The organism is Leptospira sarikeiensis (assembly GCF_004769615.1).
Lineage (GTDB): Bacteria > Spirochaetota > Leptospiria > Leptospirales > Leptospiraceae > Leptospira_B > Leptospira_B sarikeiensis.
This window is the reverse complement of the sequence record NZ_RQGF01000042.1, coordinates 112,693-130,424: the sequence shown is the minus strand read 5'-3', so window position 1 is coordinate 130,424 and position 17,732 is coordinate 112,693. Positions and strand designations below refer to the sequence as shown.

17 protein-coding genes are annotated in these 17,732 nt (G+C 39.1%); 10 read left to right on the top strand and 7 right to left on the bottom strand.

What is annotated here, in order from left to right; translation table 11 throughout:
- The first annotated feature begins 84 nt into the window (after nucleotides 1-84).
- Nucleotides 85-624, top strand: coding sequence for a Crp/Fnr family transcriptional regulator (locus tag EHQ64_RS19150; protein ID WP_342775378.1), 540 nt, complete (start codon nucleotides 85-87; stop codon nucleotides 622-624).
- Here EHQ64_RS19150 and EHQ64_RS19145 read toward each other — a convergent pair whose 3' ends face one another.
- From EHQ64_RS19145 to EHQ64_RS19120, 6 genes are all read right to left on the bottom strand, one after another.
- Nucleotides 625-2,133, bottom strand: coding sequence for a PAS domain S-box protein (locus EHQ64_RS19145; RefSeq protein WP_135651412.1), 1,509 nt, complete (start codon nucleotides 2,131-2,133; stop codon nucleotides 625-627).
- 8 nt (nucleotides 2,134-2,141) lie between these two features.
- Nucleotides 2,142-4,115, bottom strand: coding sequence for a hybrid sensor histidine kinase/response regulator (locus EHQ64_RS19140; RefSeq protein WP_135651411.1), 1,974 nt, complete (start codon nucleotides 4,113-4,115; stop codon nucleotides 2,142-2,144).
- 194 nt (nucleotides 4,116-4,309) lie between these two features.
- Nucleotides 4,310-4,777 (bottom strand): winged helix-turn-helix transcriptional regulator, encoded by a 468-nt coding sequence (locus EHQ64_RS19135; RefSeq protein WP_135651410.1) that lies wholly within the window; start codon nucleotides 4,775-4,777, stop codon nucleotides 4,310-4,312.
- A 35-nt stretch (nucleotides 4,778-4,812) separates the two neighbouring features.
- On the bottom strand, nucleotides 4,813-5,580 hold the full coding sequence (locus EHQ64_RS19130; protein WP_135651409.1) for a glucose 1-dehydrogenase: 768 nt from the start codon (nucleotides 5,578-5,580) through the stop codon (nucleotides 4,813-4,815).
- Nucleotides 5,581-5,756: 176 nt separating this feature from the next.
- A complete protein-coding gene (locus EHQ64_RS19125; protein WP_135651408.1) occupies nucleotides 5,757-8,219 on the bottom strand; it encodes a SpoIIE family protein phosphatase in 2,463 nt (820 codons plus the stop codon).
- Between the two features lie 130 nt (nucleotides 8,220-8,349).
- Nucleotides 8,350-8,889 carry a TetR/AcrR family transcriptional regulator gene (locus tag EHQ64_RS19120; protein ID WP_135651407.1) on the bottom strand — a complete coding sequence of 180 codons (540 nt, stop codon included), beginning with the start codon at nucleotides 8,887-8,889 and terminating at the stop codon, nucleotides 8,350-8,352.
- Nucleotides 8,890-9,013: 124 nt separating this feature from the next.
- On the opposite strand from EHQ64_RS19120, the gene EHQ64_RS19115 reads away from it, so the two are divergent.
- From EHQ64_RS19115 to EHQ64_RS19075, 9 genes are all read left to right on the top strand, one after another.
- On the top strand, nucleotides 9,014-9,886 hold the full coding sequence (locus EHQ64_RS19115; protein WP_135651406.1) for an oxidoreductase: 873 nt from the start codon (nucleotides 9,014-9,016) through the stop codon (nucleotides 9,884-9,886).
- Nucleotides 9,887-9,893: 7 nt separating this feature from the next.
- Nucleotides 9,894-11,084 carry an MBL fold metallo-hydrolase gene (locus EHQ64_RS19110; protein ID WP_135651405.1) on the top strand — a complete coding sequence of 397 codons (1,191 nt, stop codon included), beginning with the start codon at nucleotides 9,894-9,896 and terminating at the stop codon, nucleotides 11,082-11,084.
- A complete protein-coding gene (locus EHQ64_RS19105) occupies nucleotides 11,081-11,743 on the top strand; it encodes a Rossmann-fold NAD(P)-binding domain-containing protein (RefSeq protein WP_135651404.1) in 663 nt (220 codons plus the stop codon). The genes EHQ64_RS19110 and EHQ64_RS19105 overlap by 4 nt, the downstream gene beginning before the upstream one ends.
- A 58-nt stretch (nucleotides 11,744-11,801) precedes the next feature.
- Complete coding sequence (locus tag EHQ64_RS19100) at nucleotides 11,802-12,674, top strand: helix-turn-helix domain-containing protein (RefSeq protein WP_135651403.1); 873 nt, start codon at nucleotides 11,802-11,804, stop codon at nucleotides 12,672-12,674.
- A gap of 87 nt (nucleotides 12,675-12,761) precedes the next feature.
- Nucleotides 12,762-13,205: a DoxX family protein gene (locus tag EHQ64_RS19095; RefSeq protein ID WP_135651402.1), complete on the top strand. Its 444-nt coding sequence runs from the start codon at nucleotides 12,762-12,764 to the stop codon at nucleotides 13,203-13,205.
- 140 nt (nucleotides 13,206-13,345) lie between these two features.
- The gene (locus tag EHQ64_RS19090; protein WP_135651401.1) at nucleotides 13,346-14,695 is read left to right on the top strand and encodes a PAS domain S-box protein; all 1,350 of its coding nucleotides are present in this window, start codon (nucleotides 13,346-13,348) and stop codon (nucleotides 14,693-14,695) included.
- Between the two features lie 15 nt (nucleotides 14,696-14,710).
- Complete coding sequence (locus EHQ64_RS19085; protein WP_135651400.1) at nucleotides 14,711-15,433, top strand: LytR/AlgR family response regulator transcription factor; 723 nt, start codon at nucleotides 14,711-14,713, stop codon at nucleotides 15,431-15,433.
- A 172-nt stretch (nucleotides 15,434-15,605) separates the two neighbouring features.
- Nucleotides 15,606-16,271, top strand: coding sequence for a Crp/Fnr family transcriptional regulator (locus EHQ64_RS19080; protein ID WP_135651399.1), 666 nt, complete (start codon nucleotides 15,606-15,608; stop codon nucleotides 16,269-16,271).
- A 1-nt stretch (nucleotide 16,272) separates the two neighbouring features.
- Nucleotides 16,273-16,986 carry a dienelactone hydrolase gene (locus EHQ64_RS19075; RefSeq protein ID WP_246048848.1) on the top strand — a complete coding sequence of 238 codons (714 nt, stop codon included), beginning with the start codon at nucleotides 16,273-16,275 and terminating at the stop codon, nucleotides 16,984-16,986.
- Nucleotides 16,987-16,998: 12 nt separating this feature from the next.
- Here EHQ64_RS19075 and EHQ64_RS19070 read toward each other — a convergent pair whose 3' ends face one another.
- A complete protein-coding gene (locus tag EHQ64_RS19070; RefSeq protein ID WP_135651397.1) occupies nucleotides 16,999-17,730 on the bottom strand; it encodes a sulfite exporter TauE/SafE family protein in 732 nt (243 codons plus the stop codon).
- Nucleotides 17,731-17,732 lie beyond the last annotated feature (2 nt).

Genomic DNA, 17,732 nt, shown 5'->3' with positions numbered 1-17,732 from the left:
ACTTCTGAATACGTGAGAACTAACGGCAAGATTCTCATGTTGGATATCCCTCTCTTTGAAACATTAAGGAAGAAGGTTCCCAGTTTGGAAAATAACTGGGAGCGTTATATGTCCATGATCAAACTGAAAAAGGTTCCGGCAAAAACTTTACTCATCCGAAAGGGAGAGTTTGTCAAAACGATTTTTTTTGTAAAAAAAGGATGTCTTCGTATTCGTTTCGAAGAACCGAAAAGGGATATCACAATTGCATTTTTCTTCGAGAACAGAGTGATCACTTCTCTTCATAGTTACAGAGGCAATTACAAGGAAAGTGGATTGAGTTTAGAAAGTATAGAGCCTACCGAACTTCTGTTGTTGAGTGGAGAAGATGCTGAGACAATTTATCGGGAGAATGAAGGAGTAAAAGATCTACTGTTAGAATATACTCTAGAAAGATTCGATAATTATCTGAATTTGTTCTTGTCTAGGATTCGTGATAGTCCGGAAAAACGTTATATAAATTTAGTCAAAGAACATCCGGATATAGCGACACGTATTCCTCAACATTATATCGCATCCTACTTAGGGATCACTCCCGTATCCTTAAGTAGGATCAGAAATAGGATCTGGAAAGAACAGAAATAGTCAATGTTCTTGGAAATGGACGGTAAATCTGGTCCCGACTCCAACCTTACTTTCCACGTCTATTTTACCGCCAAGGGACTCGATCTGATTTCTGGTAATAAATAAGCCTACACCATGAGCGTCCTTATTCCCGTGAAATGTTTTATACATTCCGAAAAGTTTGGATCCGTGTTTTTCCAAATCGATTCCTTTTCCGTTATCTTCTACCCTGAAGATGATTTCCTGCCCTGATTTGAATGCCTTGATCTTAATAATAGGAGTTCTCTCTTCCTCTCTATACTTGATCGCATTTGAGATTAGGTTCAGAAGAATACTATCCAAATAAGCCGGAACATGTTGGACTTCCAACCCGTTTTGAATATCCAATCTGATCTCTGCTTTTGTGGAGATGACCTCTCTTTCCAGGATTTGTAAGGTCTTTCGAACTGCGGAAGATAGATCTATATTCTCTTGAGGGATATTCGGATTGGTTCGAATAGAAACCACAAAGTTTAGATGTTCTATTGTTTCTGTTAATCCTTGGGAGGATTTTTTAAGATATGAGATTAGCTCGTCTTTTTCGGTTTCAGTTTCTGCTTCATTCAGAAAGTCTAAAATAGATCCTATATTTCCGGAATGAGTCCTAAGGTTATGGGAAACGATATGAGTAAAATTGGAAAGCCTATCGTTCTGCTCGGAGATAATATCCAAGGACCTTCTTATTTCCTCGTCTTTTTCCTTTTTCCAGGTAATGTCCTTCACTAAAAAATAAACGGCGCCTTCTTCAAAATCCGGAACTTCGGTAAGACTAGTTTCGATCGGAAATTTAGAACCGTCGGACCTGATCCCTGTGGGTTTGATCACATTTTCGATCAAATTTGCTTTTTGTTCCGCACTTAAACTACAATTCTTTTGTTCCAGGAAAAGTAGTTTATGATATTCCGGAATTAAAGAGGATAACTTCATACCGACCAGACTTTCTTTTTTATATTCGAAAAGTTTGGCACTCGCCTGATTGACTAGTATGATCTCTCCTAAAAAATTCACTACAAGGATCGCGTGAGGAGTGCATTCCAATAAACTCTTAAACTTTGATTCTGAACGTTTTAGATCCGATTCCAGTTTTTTAATCGAACTTACATCCGCTGAGTGTACATAAAATCCTTGGACTTCTCCCTTTGAGCTGATGTCCGGAGTATAAGTAACTAAAGTATGGATGATCTCGCCGCTATTTAAAGGGATCTCTCTTTCGAAGACTTGTTTTTCGCCGGATAAAACACCTAATATATAGGGTAGATTCATCTCATAGATCGGGCCTAAAAGTTCCCTCATATGGATGCCGATCATCTCTTTTTGTGATTTTCCGAACCAAACTTGATACACTTCGTTCGCAAATTTGCATACCTGATCTTTGTCCCAATACGCAAGCATTGCAGGCGCCTGTTTTGCAACTTCAGTTCCTAACTTTAAAATAGGGTTCTCGAATTCGGAAAATCCCATAATGTATTCTTTTTTTGTAATGGTCTTCATAAAAACTCTTAAGGAATTTCTTCTAAAAGTTTTAATATATTCTCAAAATGATAAGGTTTTTGGAGAATTCTTTTTAAATTTAGGTTTTCCAGATCTTTTCGTATATTCGGATCGATGTAACCGCTCGCAAGAACAAGAGGTTTATTCGGATCTGAAGATCGTATCTTCTTTAAGACTGATAGTCCGTTCTCGTTGGGAAGATTTAAATCACAAATGACTAGATCTATCTTGTCTGCATTCTCATGATAAACGGATAAGGCTTCCGTTCCGTCCTTCGCATATAAGGCTGTATGTCCTGTTTCGGCTAAGTACTGAGAAAAAGAGATCCTAAGCATTTCCTCGTCTTCAACGAGTAATACAGTCTTCTTGTTCTCAGATATGCTCTTGGTCGTTGAGGATTTATCTCTTATTTTAGGTAAAGAAGAACCTAAAATAGGGAAGTATATGGTAAACTTGGTCCCTTCGCCGAGTTCACTTTCTACTTGGATTTTAGATTTATGGTTTTCTAATATTCCGTAAACTATGGAAAGCCCTAAGCCCGTTCCTTTTCCGGGTTCTTTGGTCGTAAAGAATGGATCGAATATTTTTCGGACGGTTTCTTCGTCCATACCTATACCTGAATCTTGGATTTCCAGGGTCGCTACATCTCCTTCTTCGTCAGAAAAAGGGCATTGTTCTTTTTTTAGTTTTAAAGAAAGAGTTCCTCCATCCGGCATAGCATCTTTGGCATTCAAAAAAAGATTCAAGAAAACCTGATGGATTTGGGTATGATCCGCATTGATTAGGATCGGCTCCTCTGTTGCCTCAAGAGAGATCCGTATGGACTTAGGAAAAGTAGAAGAGGCAATATTTGCCGCTTCGGATAGAATATCGTTCAAGATAAGAGGCCGTAAGAAGGATTCTACCTTTCTTGCAAGAGTCAAAAGTTGTCGTACTAATGAGGCTCCTCTTTCGGCTGTCTTACGTATGATGCCTGTATATTGTTGGATCTTTTCGGGTTGGCCTGAATTCTTTTCCAAAAGAGTGGTGAATCCAAGGATTACAGTCAGAATATTATTAAAGTCGTGAGCAACTCCCCCCGCAAGAGATCCTATGGACTCCATTCTTTGGGAGTGTATGAGTTGCTTTTCTAATTCGTGTTGTTTCGTGATATCTCTTGCTGAACTTAGGATCCTTTCAAAATTTCCATTCGGACCGAAAACGGGAAAATTACGTAAGCGGATCCAATGTTCTGCCCCATCCATATGTCTGATCCGGAATTTACCGTTTAGGTTCCCATCTTCTTTTTTACGCGGGATTGTATCTAAAGCAGCTTGCTTATCTTCCGGCAGAACAGAGTCCAACCAAGAGTCAGGATTTTCAAAAAGGCTTTCTCTTGATTTTCCCCAAATAGATTCGTATGCAGGGCTCACATATAATAATTTCCCGGATTCTGCATCCTTCATCCAGAAGGCCTCGTCTACTGTGCCTGCTAATTGTTTGAAGTTTTCTTCCGTTTCTTTTAGGGCTTTTTCAGAGTATTTTCTTTCTGAAATATCTTGGAGTTGAGCTACGAAATAATTCGGGAACCCTTTTTCGTTTTGAATAAGAGTGAGGTCCATCTCGATCCAAAGGTATTGGCCGTCTTTGTGTTTATATCGTTTCTCTTTTTTGTAAGAAGAAATTTTCCCTTGTAAAAATTGTTCTACGGACCTTAGATCCTCTTCCAGATCATCCGGATGAGTGATGTCTTGGAATCCTATACAAAGTAACTCTTTCTCTGTATAACCTAGTATTTGGGTTAATGCTGGGTTTACGCTGATAAATTTTCCATCGAGAGATGCGATCGCAAATCCATTCGGAGAATGAAATAGTATCGTTTGGAATTGCGCTGCTTGGCAGAACCATTCTTCCCATCCGATTTCCTTTGCAGTAAATCCATGACTCAAAAATTCGGATTTAATTTCGTGTAGCTTCGGAGGAATTTCGTCACAGTTGAGCATTAACCTCTCCTCTGGAAAAGTGCGGATCTTTCTCTCACCAATCTATAATTATATGACAGCTGCCCTTAAATTCTGCTCGTTAACTATTGTTAATTAATTGATAAGAACGATCGATCCTGTGAATTTACCGTTCTATATTTTTTAAGATCTTTTTGGAGAGGAGGGTAGTCTAATATACTGCAAGAAAGGAAAAGCTAAGTTATTTTTTTTGACTCCTTACTTGTAGTAATCTTTAGGCTAACGTCTTTTCTATTGAGTATTCTTCCGTCTTGAGAACGTACTTCTATCGGTTTTATTTTTTTACCGAATTTTTTATCCACTAAACATTGATTTAATTTAGAAGAATCGTAAAGGAAAGTTTCTCCCCATTGCCTTAATGCAACCAATACGGGAAAAATTTTTTCTCCCTTATCGGTTAATACATATTCTTGGTAAGCGCTTCCGTCTGAGGCGGGAACTATTTCTAGAATGTTTTCTTCTACAAGTTTATGAAGTCTCGCACTAAGTATATTTTTTGCGAGCCCCAGGCTTTTTTCGAATTCATTAAATCTTTTTTTTCCTAAGAATGCATCTCTTAGGATCAGAAGGGACCACCATTCTCCGATGACACCCAAGGATCTTGCGATCGGACAGTCTTCATTGCCCAGGTCTGTACGTTTCATGATCCCTCCTGATTTTATTTTTCTCCCGGCCCTAATTATTTGCCAAGATAAATCGGAGCCGCTGCAGGAGAACTAGTCGCTCCTCCATCCAAAACGATCTCTGTTCCTTGGATGTAGGAAGATTCCTCCGAACCTAAGAAAAGAACCGCCTTTGCGATCTCATCCGGTTCTCCTAGTCTACCCATAGGAATAGAACGGGTAATTGCGTTTAATCTTGCGTTTGTAGGTTCTCCTTCCGGTCCCCAAATAGGAGTTTTTGTGGCTCCCGGAACGACCATATTGACTCGGATCCCTTTTGGTCCTAATTCGGAAGAGAGAACTCTAGTCATCGCACGAACTCCTGCCTTACTCGCCGAGTAGGCTGAACTTCCTGGGACTCCGAGAACACTCATGACTGAACCGTTTAGGATCACTGAAGATCCTTTCTTTAAAAATGGAAGAGCGGACTGCACTGTGAAGAATGCTCCGGTAATATTTACATTCAATACTTGGTTAAAATCTTCTTCAGTTGTTGCGCCTACCGGAGTTGGTTTAGTAATCCCGGCGTTTGCAAAGACAACATCCAATTCACCAAATTTATCCTTGATCACTCCGATCAGATCTTCTCTTTCCTTCGTGTCCAAAACATCCGCCTTTACTGCAATTGCATTCTCTCCGAGAGCCTTTTTTGCGGAATCCAGGGTGTTTTGGTCTCTACCGGTAATGATAACTTTTGCACCTTCTTGAACGAACAGTTTTGCGGTTACGAGACCGATCCCGCTGTTTCCTCCTGTGATCAATACCTTCTTATCCTTAAATTTCATGGGAAATTCTCCATTTGGTTTAATAATGAAACCAGTTTAAGGTTTAGACAATCTGGTTTAATAAAAAAACTAGATTTTTAGGCTATTTTCGGAAAAAGATATAAAAAAGGGAAGGTAAATCCTTCCCTTTGAAGATACAAAAATGTTCGGATTGTGGATAATTCAGGTTTGAATAATCAATCGTTTTTCAGTTTGGAAGAAAGTAAAGCTTCTGCCCTGATCTTATTGCCGTTTTTATAATGTAGTTTACTTAAATGTTCCAGATTTTTTGCATGAGTAGGATCTCTCATGAGTAGAACTTCTCCGAAATCGATCGCTTTATCGTAGTTTCCGAGTCTCGCCAAGGCATAAGAGACCCAAAGATAGACTGGACTATCATCCGGATAAGTAGCGAGGTATTTTTGTCCTTCCGAGGCTATGTAGATATAGTCTTTTTCTTCTATAGCATTCCGAAGGGCTTTTCTTAAGTTTGTTTTTTCGGATACCGTTTCCTGGTGATTTTGGAAAGGATCATCCAGTATATCAGTAACGGAAGTCATCTCTTCCTTATAAGAGATCCTTACAAGGCTCAAGTCGTCTATGATATCTCCTCTGGAACGGATGAGTGATTCTATTTGTAGGAGTTCCGACTTAGCTTCTTCCACATCTCTTAGGAATGCTTTTTCGTCCTCGTTGATAATATGGTTCCCGTCTTCGTTGATTCCCAATTGAACGTCATCTCTTCCGTCCGAACCGATCAGGATCACGTCGTTCGGTTTGAGCTGTAGGGTCTGTACTACGAATACTTCTGCAGGATCTTCAACTCCTACCTTACGTAACATTCCATTTTCGGATAAGAAATCCGCTCTTCCATCTCGGTATAATACCGCTTGAGGGTGCTCTGCATTTACGAAATACATTAGGCCCGATTCTTCGTCCACGATCCCGACTACCATGGAGATTAACATTCTTCCATCAAAGGATACGAATACACTTTTGAGTTCTTGGTAACAACGTTTGAGCCAATGTTCCGGGAATAATTCCTGCATTTCCGCAGTGTTTTGGGTCCTGGTTACGATGGTCTTGAATACTGTCCCCATGATAAGAGCTCCGCCGGCCCCTTGCATGGATTTTCCCATCGCATCCCCATTAAAGAATACTAATACAGGTCTTCCTTTTAATTTGAGAGAGTAGACTGCGCATAAGTCTCCTCCTAATTCTCCCTGCCAATTCCTGAACTGGAATCTTTTTTTCTGACGGCAAAGTATCTCAGCTCTAACAAGTTCGCTATTCGCATAATTTCCTGCCAGAGGTTGCATTAATTGAGAGGTAAGGAAATAGTCTCCGTCCTGCTGGTGTTTCAGTTCTCGGATCTCGCTTAGGCTTAGCTGTAATTCGTTGGTTCTCAGACGAACTTTCTCTTCTAAGCTTGCATTTAACTCTTCTACCTCGTTATGGACTCGAACGAAACGGTTTGCGAGTATGAATGCGATCCCTAAGATAAATGCCAAAAAGCTAAAAGGCATGATGAGTTCAGAATGGATCAATCTTTGGGTGACTGCTAAATCGTGGATCCCTCCGAGTGCGATTAAAGCGACTCCACCAAGAAGTAATTTTGCATCCGGATTTCCTTTCCAAGCCGCTCTTCCCGTAATAAACAGAATATAAGGAAAAACGAATATCATGGAAACGCCTACAATCGTGAGAAGTAAATCTCTCGTGTATTGGTTGACGAAAATATCCAAGAATGCCACTAAAAAGTAGAATCCGGCAAATCCGATGACCACTTTCGGATGGGTCCCTAAGAAGAATCTAGCGATAAATAGTAGAAGGCTCATGATGAATAACATCAGGGTCACTTGATCTACTATGGATTGTAATTGTCTATGTGAGCCGAATAATATCTCTGCTGTTGAATTATTCGTTAAATGGAAGATGGAAAAGAAGATCGCAAATAATCCGAAATATAAATTGAAAATATCACTCGGTCTTCTTACTGCGAGAAGAAGATGATATAATCCTACGCTAATATAAACCGCTGCGAGTAAGAATGCGATACTGAGTTCGAATCCGAATTTTTTAAATATGGATTCGGATTGACCTAAAGAAATTTCAGGACCGCTCCAATGAAAAGGTTTTCCTGGAACTCTACAGATCTTTGCATAGATGAAATTTTCTCCGCCTGGATGAAATGCTCCGGCTGGAAGAACGGCTACGATCCTTCCGTCTTGTCCTGATATGTAAGGATCTCTTGCTCCTGTTTTTCCGATGAGACCGGTTTTAGTTAGGTCGTTTAAATAGAATTCCGCGAAGTCTGCGCTATGCCCAGAGTCGATTGCAACCGATTGTTGTTGGTTCATCCAACTCCGGACTTTTTCAGGAAGAGTGTGGCGTATAGAAATACAACCTGCAAAATCCTTGTATACATCCGAAGAGCTGAAATCGAAAGGAACTGCAAACTTAGATCCTTTTTTAAAATCAGGATTCGTATTATTATCAGAAATAAATTCCCAGTCTCCACTTAAGGAAAGAATTGAGTCTTCCGCGATCCAGGATTTTCTTTCGCAATTGCCAAGGGAAAAAACTAGGCAGAATATAAGAAGTTTATGTGGGACAAATCTGTGTAAATTGAATGGAAAGCTGGATTTGAGTTCGGACATCTTTTGATTCGAATAAAAAGTCTGCTGAGGGTATAACACCCTAATTTATTGGCAAGAGCTTATTCCTGAGACGTAGTATGATTGTAATTTTCTACTCCGCTCTTCGAAATTTTTCCGAAATTGGAAATAACTATCTGACGAAACGATCTACGAGTAATTCTACTCTTTTCCGAAGGATTTTACTTTTGGGAAGATCTGCTGAGAGTCCTTCTATCGCTAAAAAGAATACCTCAGCAGTCTCTTTGTCTCCCAAAATATTCTGTGCGTATTTCAAGACCTGCTTTTCGTATTTTTCAGTACTTTTGGGGGACAATTTAGAACAAGTTTCATAAAACTCTGCAGTTTTCGGTTTTCCTTCGATTTTTGTCCAAGGCTCTAAAAGTATCAGCTCGCAAATTCGAAATAGTTTCTCTTTAGCACTTAGATCTTGGCTTAAAACCTTCTCCGCTTCCTCATAACTTCCTTGCAGAGTGTAATCGAAAATACCTTCAAACAGATCTTCTTTATTTTTGAATTTTAAATAAAGTAAGGGACGGGATAAATTTGCCTGTTTGGCAACATCGTCCATGGATGTTTTAGAATAGCCGAATTGCAAAAAACAATATAACGCTGCGTCCAGGATCTCTTTCTTTCTATCTTCGTCTCCTTGGATCTTATTTTTATGAGCCATACGATTATTTGACAATTTTATAAAAAAATGTCAACTTTATAAAGTTTAACCGGTCTGAATAATTGACAAAATAGATTAATATTGTCAAAATGTAAGGGCCCATTTAGGCCTCTTAGGAGTTTGTATGGAAAAGGTTTGGCTGATCACTGGAAGTTCAAGAGGGCTCGGTAGAAGTTTAGCAGAGACGGTTTTATCCGAAGGTGGGATCGTTATTGCTGCAGCGCGGAATCCTGAAAATTTAAAGGAACTTAAGGATCAATATGGGGATCGTATTTATCCTCTGGAGATGGATGTATCTAATCAGAAAGAAGTGGAACAAGGCATAGAAGAAGCGATCCAAATTTTCGGAAGGATTGATGTTCTTGTGAACAACGCTGGTTACGGATTTTTAGGTGCGGTGGAAGAACAATCCGATCAGGATATTCGCAATCAGATAGAGACAAATCTTTTTGGGACGATTTATGTGAGTAAGGCTGTAGTTCCTCATATGAGAAAACAAGGATCGGGTAGGATACTTCAGATCTCTTCCATCGGAGGAAGAAGAGGAGTGCCTGGCCTTTCAGCATACAACGCAGCAAAATTCGGAGTAGAAGGTTTTAGCGAGGCATTGGCCCAGGAAGTTTCCTCCTTAGGGATCCATGTAACCATCGTAGAACCAGGCGGATTTAGAACGGATTGGGCAGGTTCTTCTATGGATTTTGCTCCTGAAATAAAAGAATATGGACCTTCCGTAGGAGTTATGAGAAAATATATGCAAAACGGAACTTTACCATTAGGAGATCCTAATAAGGCTGCTCTTGCTATGATGAAGGTAGTCGAGTCTGAAGAACCGCCTCTTCATCTTTTACTCGGATCGGATGCTGTTCGTTTATTCGAACAAATGGGAGAGACCCAAAGATCTGAATTAGAAAAATGGAAAGTTCTAAGTCTTTCCACTGACGCGGACGATGCTACAAGCGTTTTCGATTCGGAAGCATCCAAATTATTCCAAAAGTAGGAACCAGATGAGAACTAAAAACAGATTATCAACTACATCAAGAGTATCTTTTTTATTCCTGATCTTTCTTCTTCTCGGATCCTTCTTTTATACCTGTCAGTCTTTAGGAAAGAAAGCGGATGGAGAAAGACTGATCAGAATGCAGGAATCTCCTCAATGGAAAGAAGGTAAGTTCGTAAATCCAGAACCTTTGATCAACGATACTTGGGGCGCGATCTTGAGTATGTTTAGTCCAAGTTCCGATGTGAGTCCTAAGGAACCTGTCCCTGTGGTTTATGTTGAAAAATCAAGATTTTCTAAACTACCTGGATCCGGTTTAAGAGTCACATGGTTCGGACATTCTTCCACTTTGATAGAATTGGATGGAGTTCGTATTTTGACGGACCCGGTATGGTCTGAGAGAACTTCTCCTTATTCTTGGCTTGGTCCTAAAAGATGGTATCCACCTTTAATTTCTATCCAAGATCTTCCTGAGATCGATGTAGTTCTTATTTCTCATGATCATTACGATCATATGGATCTAGGAACCATTCAACAGTTAAAGGATCGAAATATTGTATTCGTGGTTCCACTCGGACTTGGTGCAAACCTCGCATACTGGGGAGTTCCGAAGGAGAAAATACAAGAATTGGATTGGTGGCAGAGTAAAAAGATCAATGGGTTAGAGATCGTAAGCACTCCTGCAAGGCATGCTTCCGGTAGATATCTTTTGGATATGGATGAAAAACTTTGGTCCAGTTATGCTTTACTCGGCCCAAAACATAAGGTCTATTTTTCGGGAGATACAGGATTATTTCCTAAGATGAAAGAGATAGGAGAGAAATACGGTCCATTTGATCTAACTATGATCGAAACCGGGCAATACAACCAGGCTTGGCCTGATTGGCATATTGGTCCGGAACAAGCGGTGATCGCACACACTCAGTTGAAAGGAAAAGTGCTTTTGCCGATCCACTGGGGATTATTCGCTCTTGCTTCTCATGGTTGGACGGAACCGGTGGAAAGAGTATTAGAAAAGTCTAAAGAATTAGGAGTAACAGTGATCACTCCTAAACCTGGAGAGAGTGCAGAACCTGATCTGAAGAAAGAATACACCGTTTGGTGGCCGAAACTTCCTTGGAAATCTGCAAAAGAAGATCCGATCTTGTCCAGCCAATTGGAAGAAAAAACCGCCGGAAACGAATGGGAGAAAAAATGAAACTAAGAGTAATTATTACAGGTGTCACCGGAATGGTGGGAGAAGGAGTATTTTTGGAATGTCTGGAAGATCCGAATGTGGAAAAAATACTCCTTTTGAATAGGAAATCTTATGGTATATCTCATCCTAAAGTAGAGGAGATCATTCATTCCGATTTTTTCGATCTATCATCGATCAAAGATAAATTAAAAGGATATAATACTTGCTTCTTCTGTTTGGGAGTTTCTTCCCTCGGAATGAAAGAAGAAGATTATTTTAAACTCACTCACACATTGACTTTGAATGCAGCGACCATTTTGGTTTCCGTAAATTCCGATATGAGTTTCTTTTATATTTCAGGAGCTGGAACGGATAGCACCGAAAAAGGAAAAACGATGTGGGCAAGAGTAAAGGGGAAGACCGAAAACGATTTAGCAAAACTTCCCTTTAAGGGGATGTATAAGGTTCGTCCTGGGTTTCTTGATCCTACACCCGGAGCGAAAAATACTTTATCCGCATATAAATTCCTGGGCTGGTCATATCCGTTAATTAAGAAAATATTTCCGACCAAAGTTTCCTCCTTAAAACAATTAGGAACGGCGATGATCAAAATTGCGAAGGATGGATATTCTAAAGATACGATCGAAGTGACAGATATACTTTCTATCTCTAAAACTTAAAAAGAATATCTTAGTTTTTTCTTGCAATTTGCAAGATATCTTGGGAATTCCAAAAGGAATGTCTAAGCAGGCTAGTAAAGTTCCACTACTTCATTTATCCGAAGTTTCCGACGAGGAGGGGGAGAGGATCTTTTATTCGGGTAGGTTGGAAGACCTACCGCCTAGTTTTACCGAATACGATAGTTCTCATAGGCATTCTTACTTTGCAGTTTTCTATTTTGTAGAAGGGAAGGGAACTCATAAGATTGATTTTCAAAACTTCGAGATCGAAAAAAATTCATTATTCTTCTTAAAGCCAGGGCAGGTCCATTCCTGGAAATTCAAAAAGAAACCGAAAGGTTTCGCCTTAAAGATCCATCCTGAATTTTATTCTAAGCTGAATGAAAAAAATACAAGCTTAAGAAGTTTTCCCTATTTCGGCTTCGATTCTGGACTTTCAAAGATACACCCTGAAAAATTTTCCAAACTAAGATCCGATTTTTCTAGATTAGTAGAGGAATTTAAAGAAAATGCTGATCCCAAAATTTTATTCTATATAAGCGGACTTATTCTACTGCAAATCCAGAAAGAATATGAAACTTCCGCAGCATTATTGATCAGAAAAAATCGCCCAGTATCCGAGTTCCAAAGTTTATTAGAAAAATATTTTATAAAGGAAAGAGGGACTTCCTTTTATGCGAGAAGGCTCGGTTTGGCTTCTAATACGTTGAATCGGATTTGTCAAAATTCTCTTGGAATATCTGCAAAGTCCGTAATCCATGATCGCCTTTTATTGGAATGTAAAAGATTATTGCTTCATTCGGATCTGAATATCACTCAAATTTCTTCCGAGTTGGGTTTTACCGATAACGCATATTTTAGCAGGTATTTTAAAAAACAATCCGGTGTTTCTCCGGAACAATTTAGGGAATCCGGACGAAAAGTGCAATAGAATATACGGATCGTCCATTTACTTTCCTATTTTCTCTCCCTATTCTTTTGATACGGATCTAGATCGGGTCCATATTAGGAGAATTTAATGTTAGATAAATTTTTTTCCACAGAACCAAATTTTGTTCTTACGGTGGCAAGGATCGTTTTAGGTGTAGTAATGATCCCTCATGGAGCACAAAAATTATTCGGTTGGTTTGGCGGATACGGCTGGGGAGCGACTCTTGGATTTTTTTCCTCCCAAGGAATTCCTGTGATCATAGGAATTTTAGTGATCCTCGCGGAATCTTTTGGAGCTCTTGGACTCATTTTAGGTTTTTGTACTAAATTGTCTGCGTTTGGGATCGGTATTACAATGATCGGAGCCGCAATTTTCCAAAGACAGAATGGATTCTTTATGAATTGGTTCGGAAACCAAGGAGGGGAAGGATACGAATATCATGTTCTTGCAATAGGACTTGCGTTCGTATTATTCTTTTTAGGAGGAGGTTCTCTTTCCTTGGATCAACTGATCTCCGAAAAACTGAAGTAACTGGAACCTCTTCTCGGAACTTTTCGGGAGGAGGAAATTTTAGTAAGAAAAATAATCCGGACTTTTTCCAAAAACTTTGGACAACTTTTGCTGAGAGCTAAAAGATCGTATGGTATTTTAGAAAAGGTACCAGATATAGAATGGAGAATGAAGCTAGATTAAAAACAGTTTTGGATAATATGCCGATCCTGTTCTTTTCATTGGATCCGGATTTCAAACCTGTTTCTTGGAATCATGAATGTGAAAGGGTTTTAGGATATTCTTTCGAGGAGATCTATTCTGATCCGAGTTTTTCATTCCAAAATCTTCTCTCAGGCAAAGGAGAAGGAGAAACTACCGATTTTAATACACAACTCTTGAATTCCGATTTTAAAAATTGGGAATTGGATCTGATCTCTAAGGAAGGAAAATCCAAACTAGTTTCCTTATCTAATATTTCTTCCGAATTTCCTTTATTCGGTTCCACTAAATGGTTCGTGGGAGTGGATATTACTAGGACTAAAGAGATAGAAAGAGAATTAAAAAGTTCTCTCAAAGAACTTTCCGATTTCCAAACCGCTTTGAACGCGGTCTCTATCGTTGCGATCACGGACAAATTCGGAACGATCATCTATGTGAATCAAAACTTTTGCGATATCAGCGGTTACTCTAGGGATGAGTTACTAGGCCATAATCATCGGATCATCAACTCAGGATATCATCCTAAAGAGTTTTTTATCGATCTATGGAAAACTATATCCAAAGGGAATATTTGGAAGGGAGAAATTAAAAATAAAGCGAAGGGGGGAAGATATTATTGGGTGGATACTACGATCTCTCCCATTATGGACGGGAATGGAAAGCCGTATCAATATTTAGCGATCCGGAATGATATTACTGAAAGAAAGGAGACTGAAGATAAGGCCCGCCATGCCGAAAATAATCTGAAGATCCTTCAGGACAGAATGAGCCCTCATTTCCTTTTTAATACATTAAGTATCATTCATTCTTATCTGCAGACAAATCCTGGGCTTGCGGATTCTGCGATACTGATGCTTGCGGATAATTATAGATTTCTAATGGATCAGGCGAACCAACAGTTGGTCCCTTTCGATATAGAATGGGAGTTTATGGAAAATTATCTGCAATTATTGAAACTTAGGTTTTCGGATTTTTTGGAAGTGGAATCCGAAAAGATCGGGAACTTCAAACAATGCCAAATCCCTCCTTTGACACTTCAACCCTTGGTCGAAAATTCCTATATTCATGGATTGAGAGATAGAAAAGGAAAAGGGAAAATCACTGTGAAAGCATCCATAGAAAATGGAAAGGCTCTTGTTACGATCAGAGATAATGGTAAGGGGCTGAAAGAAGGAAATATCTATTCTAGAAGTATCGCAAACATATCCGAAAGATTGAAATTTTATCTTTACGATTCGGATGTGAAAATTGAAAATCATCCTGAGGGCGGAGCGATCGTTACGATCGTGTTTAATGCCTTAAAAAATTAAAACTAAGATCCTAAAATGCCGGAATGGAAAACCTTAATCGTAGAAGATGAGGCGCCTACTAGGGAATTATTGGTCAATTATTGTCTGGCCCGTCCCGAATTAAAATTGGTAAAAGTAGCAAAAGACGGGGAAGAAGCTCTCGAATATCTTCAGTCTGAGGAAGTGGATCTTGCTTTTTTGGATATCAATCTTCCGATACTTTCCGGTCTAGACATTTTAGAAAAACTGGAAAATCCTCCTTATATCATTTTTATCACTGCTCTTAGAGATAAAGCAATCGAAGCATTTGAGTTCGGTGTGATCGATTATCTTTTGAAACCTTTTTCTAAGGAAAGATTTTTTAAGGCAGTTGACAGGGCCTTGGAAATTTTAGGGAACGAAGCGGATAAACCTACTAAGAATGTTTTTAACGAGCACGGTCTTTTTATTTTGGAAAAAGAAAATCATTTTCTTATCCCTTATAACGAGATAACCTATATTTCTTCCAGGGATAATTTTAGCGTTGTTCATACGGAAAAGAGACAATATGTAACTTATAAATCTTTAAAGAGCCTTGAGCTGAAACTTCCTCCTACTAAATTCTTGCGCATTTATAAACAATACATCATCAATCTAGAAAAACTATCTCATCTACAAAGCGATAATATGGGGAACTATTCCGTTCACTTAAAAGACGAGGATGAAACCCAGCTACCTGTAGGAAGAAAATATATCTCTAAGATCAAAGAACTTCTGTAAGTTTTTGTTCTGATTTCGCGATCTTCCGGATCCCAGATCTGAAAAGGAGCCGATTTTCACCCTAGAAATCCGCAGAAAATCACCTCAGTTTGTAGGATCTCCCACCGGCCATTGACCGACGGTTCGGAATACGTTACCTTATCGATATCGATACATAAAAGGGACGTTACATATGATATCTGCCGCTAAAATTACAATAGAACCTGATGAAATGATGTTTAGAGAAGATTCCTTTCAAAATCAAGGGATCAAGTTTACTCGCAAAAAGATGGCCAAGAACGAGATCCTATTTTCCCAAGGAGAACAGGCCAACGGGTTTTATATAGTCGAGTCCGGTTCTATTCGTTCTTATCGCTCTTCCGGATCCGGAGAAAAACAACATACTTTTAAAATTTATCATCCTGGTACCTGGGTTGGGATCAGGGACGCTGCGATCGGAGGAAAGTTTCTACATCATGCGATCGCTTTGGTTGAGTCCACTGTTCTATTTGTTGAAGAAGAAGAGTTAAGAAGATTACTTCATTCAGATTTAGAATTCCAAAATTCGGTTTTTAGAAGAGTTACTACGGAAGCTGTTGAATCGGAGAATAAAATTTATTCTCTCGGAACTCGACAAGTCCATGCAAAACTTTCTGAATTTCTTCTTCAGATATTTAAATCTCAAGGAGAAGACGAAGAGCTTCCTTTCACGAGAGAAATTATGGCCTCTATGATCGGAGTAACTACGGAAACGTTGGTGAGAGCCTTGGCCGACTTTAAAAGCAGAGGTTGGGTGGAGATCGATAAAAGAAAAATTTCGATCAAGAACGAAGAAGCGCTTCTTCGTCTTCTGGACTGATTTGGAAATAGATCCCGAAACTGAAATTTCTAGTTTAGAAAAAATGGTTCGTCTTGATTTCCAAAACGTCTTAAGTTTTCAAGTCAATCAGATCAGGCTAGAAGGGGAATTATTCATTCCGAGTCATTCAGAATTCTTAGCTGTTCTTATTTTGGAGGAGAAGGAGGATAAATTTTCCGAACGATTTTCCAAAATGAGAACTCTTTTGAACGAGAAGGGAATTGCAACTTTACTTCTTAAAGGTCTCTTAACACAAGATGAAAGGGAGATCCACGCGAACCGCTCCGATACCGCGTTATTATCCTACAGACTTTCTGAAATTACTAAACGTATAAAATTAATAGAGGGAGCCGAGTTCTTAAAGATCTCCTATATAGGTCTATCTTCTGTCGCAGCAAGAATGTTTAGAGCCGCTGCAAATTCCAATTCAGAAGTAGAAAGTCTAATTTTGATCGGGAACGGTTTGCAAGAATACGACGGAAATTTTCCGGAGACCTCGATCCTGAATATATTAGGAGAACTTGATTTTACCGGGAAAATAATTAATCGTTCTATTCTCTCTAAAATAGGTACTTTAATTAAAAGAGTGTATTTTGTTCCGGGATCTCCTAACCATTTTGAAGATAATTCCAAATGGTCTTTAGTCTCAGAAGCCATCCAAAGATGGTATAGTTTTCCTCAAAAAAGAACGGAAGAATTCTCCGAATTCTTATAATTCAGTTTTTCATCAATGATGCTGATGATGTGAATGATCCATCTCTTTCATCTCTGAGTGATTATGTGTATGGTTCATTCTGAAAAGAAGAAGTGAAATGGAAACTAAGATGATAAGACAACCTACAAGCCTCATCTGATTTTTACCGAATTTAGAAACGATCATCCTAAAGCCTAGTCCGAATCCGAATAGTAAAGGAAATGTTCCTAAGAAGAAAAAGAACATACTAACTGCTCCAAATAGTGGAGAACCTGTCGCAAATGCCATAATGAATGCCGGATATAAGATCCCACATGGTAAAAATCCTGTCAGGGCCCCGAATAGGAATGAGATCAAAAGTTTTATTTTAGGACTTTGTGTTTGATTTTGTTTCAGCAACTTGGATCCTATTTTGCCGAAAAATTTTGAGAATAAACGGTTTTGTATTCTGTCCTTTCCGAATAACAATGAAAGTCCGAATAAAAATATGAAGGATGCGCCGAACCAAGCCGCAAATTCTTGAGCAGGCAATAATGATGCAAGGCTCATATTTGTCATTTTGCCTAAGAACCCAAATGCAAGTCCGATCGTTGTATAGGAGAATAATCTTCCCAGATTGTATAATGTTTGAGTAAGAACCGGATTTTGTTTTTCTCCGGTAAAATTCAAACTTCCTGCTAGCGGGCCACACATTCCTAGGCAATGAAAAGAGCCGCTTAGTCCGTTTAGGAACGATCCGAATAAAATTGCGGTAGTGAATTCCATAA

Coding starts and splice junctions, on each gene's coding strand:
- EHQ64_RS19145 (WP_135651412.1), bottom strand. CDS start 2,133: ATGAAGACCATTACAAAAAAAGAATACATTATGGGATTTTCCGAATTC.
- EHQ64_RS19140 (WP_135651411.1), bottom strand. CDS start 4,115: ATGCTCAACTGTGACGAAATTCCTCCGAAGCTACACGAAATTAAATCC.
- EHQ64_RS19135 (WP_135651410.1), bottom strand. CDS start 4,777: ATGAAACGTACAGACCTGGGCAATGAAGACTGTCCGATCGCAAGATCC.
- EHQ64_RS19130 (WP_135651409.1), bottom strand. CDS start 5,580: ATGAAATTTAAGGATAAGAAGGTATTGATCACAGGAGGAAACAGCGGG.
- EHQ64_RS19125 (WP_135651408.1), bottom strand. CDS start 8,219: ATGTCCGAACTCAAATCCAGCTTTCCATTCAATTTACACAGATTTGTC.
- EHQ64_RS19120 (WP_135651407.1), bottom strand. CDS start 8,889: ATGGCTCATAAAAATAAGATCCAAGGAGACGAAGATAGAAAGAAAGAG.
- EHQ64_RS19115 (WP_135651406.1), top strand. CDS start 9,014: ATGGAAAAGGTTTGGCTGATCACTGGAAGTTCAAGAGGGCTCGGTAGA.
- EHQ64_RS19110 (WP_135651405.1), top strand. CDS start 9,894: ATGAGAACTAAAAACAGATTATCAACTACATCAAGAGTATCTTTTTTA.
- EHQ64_RS19105 (WP_135651404.1), top strand. CDS start 11,081: ATGAAACTAAGAGTAATTATTACAGGTGTCACCGGAATGGTGGGAGAA.
- EHQ64_RS19100 (WP_135651403.1), top strand. CDS start 11,802: ATGTCTAAGCAGGCTAGTAAAGTTCCACTACTTCATTTATCCGAAGTT.
- EHQ64_RS19095 (WP_135651402.1), top strand. CDS start 12,762: ATGTTAGATAAATTTTTTTCCACAGAACCAAATTTTGTTCTTACGGTG.
- EHQ64_RS19090 (WP_135651401.1), top strand. CDS start 13,346: ATGGAGAATGAAGCTAGATTAAAAACAGTTTTGGATAATATGCCGATC.
- EHQ64_RS19085 (WP_135651400.1), top strand. CDS start 14,711: ATGCCGGAATGGAAAACCTTAATCGTAGAAGATGAGGCGCCTACTAGG.
- EHQ64_RS19080 (WP_135651399.1), top strand. CDS start 15,606: ATGATATCTGCCGCTAAAATTACAATAGAACCTGATGAAATGATGTTT.
- EHQ64_RS19070 (WP_135651397.1), bottom strand. CDS start 17,730: ATGGAATTCACTACCGCAATTTTATTCGGATCGTTCCTAAACGGACTA.